This window comes from Lentilactobacillus sp., from assembly GCF_040773105.1.
In the GTDB taxonomy this organism is placed as follows: Bacteria; Bacillota; Bacilli; order Lactobacillales; family Lactobacillaceae; genus Lentilactobacillus; species Lentilactobacillus parabuchneri.
On the sequence record NZ_JAXGWW010000306.1, the window covers coordinates 1 to 1966 of the forward strand.

Below are 1966 nucleotides of genomic sequence, written 5' to 3' on the forward strand. Positions count from 1 at the left end.
CCGTTTTTGATGCCGACATTGATATTCAAATGGTTGGCTTGGAAAGTACCAATCAAGTGCCGTTAAACGCGGACGTCCAGCAGCACTGGGCCAGTTTGCGGCGTTATCCAATGATGGATTTAATTGGTCAGGGTTACGCGTTGGTTTCATCTTATGAGGCCAATTCAACCTACTATCTGTGGGATGTACTCACGACGGTTGCCAGCCAGTATCCGGACTTGATTGAGTCAAAGGATATTAAAGGCGATGTGATCACCAGTGGTGACGGCGCCGGACGAACGTTTGAAACTGAAAATGGTCGACCCATTAATTTGGTAACGTCCGTTCATGGTCAGGCATTCTATGATAAATTTGACGAACTTCTGACACACGATGAATAGTAATCAGTCCCTCTTGGAAACTAAATGGGGCTACAATCGAAAAAGAAAAAACGGCTTTCGCATTTAATCCGCGAAAGCCGTTTTTTCGTGCCAATTAAGTGAGACTTAAAAATCTCCTTTAACTCTTGATGACGCCTTTAACCAAAAAGCTGATATCAAGTGGCGAAACATCATTTGTTAAGTTTCCGATTGAGAGATAGTCAGCGCCACACCCCCTAAAAGCCGCCACGGTTTCTTCGGTAATGCCGCCAGACGCTTCAATCTGGATTGTTTCAGGTACCAGCTGTTTCCATTTCTTGATCGTTTCCGGTTTTTGATTATCAAACATAATAACGTTGGCACCGACTTCAATTGCCTCTTTTAGTTCAGATTCGGTTTCCACTTCAATTTCAATTGACGTTAGTGGGCCAACGTTCTTTTTAACGGTGAGCAACGCCGCTTTGACTCCGCCGGCCAATGCGATATGGTTGTCTTTAAGCATAATGCCACCGGTCAAGTCAAAGCGATGATTAAAGCCGCCACCTGTAGAAACCGCAAACTTATCAAATAACCGCAAACCAGGCGCGGTCTTTCTGGTATCCGTAATTTTAATGGTTGGGTCATTTAATTTTTCAACGATTTTTGCGGTAGTTGAAGCGATCCCACTCATGCGCTGGATGAGATTAAGGATGACCCGTTCACCGGTGAGAAGTGTCGACGCTTGGCCCTTAACTTCACCAATGACGGTTCCCGCAGTAACAGTTTGACCGTCTTTTATAACCGCTGTATATGACGCATCCCCCAACAAGTCATACACCAGTTGCGGAATGTCTTGCCCACAAACAACGCCGGCTTGCTTAGCAATGAATGCGCCAGTAATCACTTTTGAACCGTTCAAATACTTGAGGCTCATATCGCCGAAATTAATGTCTTCATTGAGAAATTCCCGTAGTTTTTCTTTGAGTAGGATATTATTCATCAGTTACTCCTTTTGGCTGTCTTGGGAGGCGGGCAGCGTCAATACCGCAATGGCGCCGATGACCAATGAAATCATGAAGATCACGAAGACTAGGTTAACGCTTGTTTGACGATCCATGAGTACACCCACCATCAGTGGGCCGACAATCGCACCAATTCGCCCAATTCCTTGAGCCATTCCAGTCATCGTTCCTCTGATTTTGTTTTCATAAAGATCGGGGGTCAAGGCGATGATTGCGCCATAAGCACCCAAGTTGAAGAATGACAGGACACATCCTGCAATGACAATCATCAGTGCGGTTGTAGACTGCCCAAACATGATGGCTCCCAAAGCTGTGCCAAACATGTAAATCGAAAAGACGTATTTTACCTTGATTCGTCGGGCGAGCCACGCTGCACAAAAATAACCGGGAAGCTGAGCGACAATAATAATGGTAGTGTAGCCAAAGCCGCTGACAATGCCGTAGCCCTTATCCAAAAGAATGCTTGGCAGCCACATAAACATCCCGTAGTAGCTGAACATTACCATCAGCCAAGCAATCCATAGCAGAACGGTCTTGCCATGAAACGACTTTTTTAAGGCTTGGCCCAAAGCAACATGCTGCGTTTGGACGTGACTGATTTCTTGA

General features: G+C 45.6%; 2 protein-coding genes and 1 pseudogene. 1 reads left to right on the top strand and 2 read right to left on the bottom strand.

All coding sequences use genetic code 11. From position 1 onward, the window contains the following. Nucleotides 1-380 (top strand): annotated as a pseudogene (locus AB3112_RS11040) (ABC transporter substrate-binding protein); the annotation flags it as partial. A 118-nt stretch (nucleotides 381-498) separates the two neighbouring features. On the opposite strand, the gene nadC reads toward AB3112_RS11040, so the two are convergent. Both nadC and AB3112_RS11050 read right to left on the bottom strand, forming a co-directional pair. Continuing rightward, complete coding sequence (gene nadC, locus AB3112_RS11045; RefSeq protein ID WP_367334519.1) at nucleotides 499-1338, bottom strand: carboxylating nicotinate-nucleotide diphosphorylase; 840 nt, start codon at nucleotides 1336-1338, stop codon at nucleotides 499-501. Nucleotides 1339-1341: 3 nt separating this feature from the next. Continuing rightward, on the bottom strand, nucleotides 1342-1966 hold a 625-nt coding region (locus AB3112_RS11050), incomplete at its 5' end, for an MFS transporter (RefSeq protein ID WP_367334520.1).

What these genes read in the sequence shown, in the direction of transcription:
- nadC (WP_367334519.1), bottom strand. Translation starts at nt 1,338, where the DNA reads ATGAATAATATCCTACTCAAAGAAAAACTACGGGAATTTCTCAATGAA.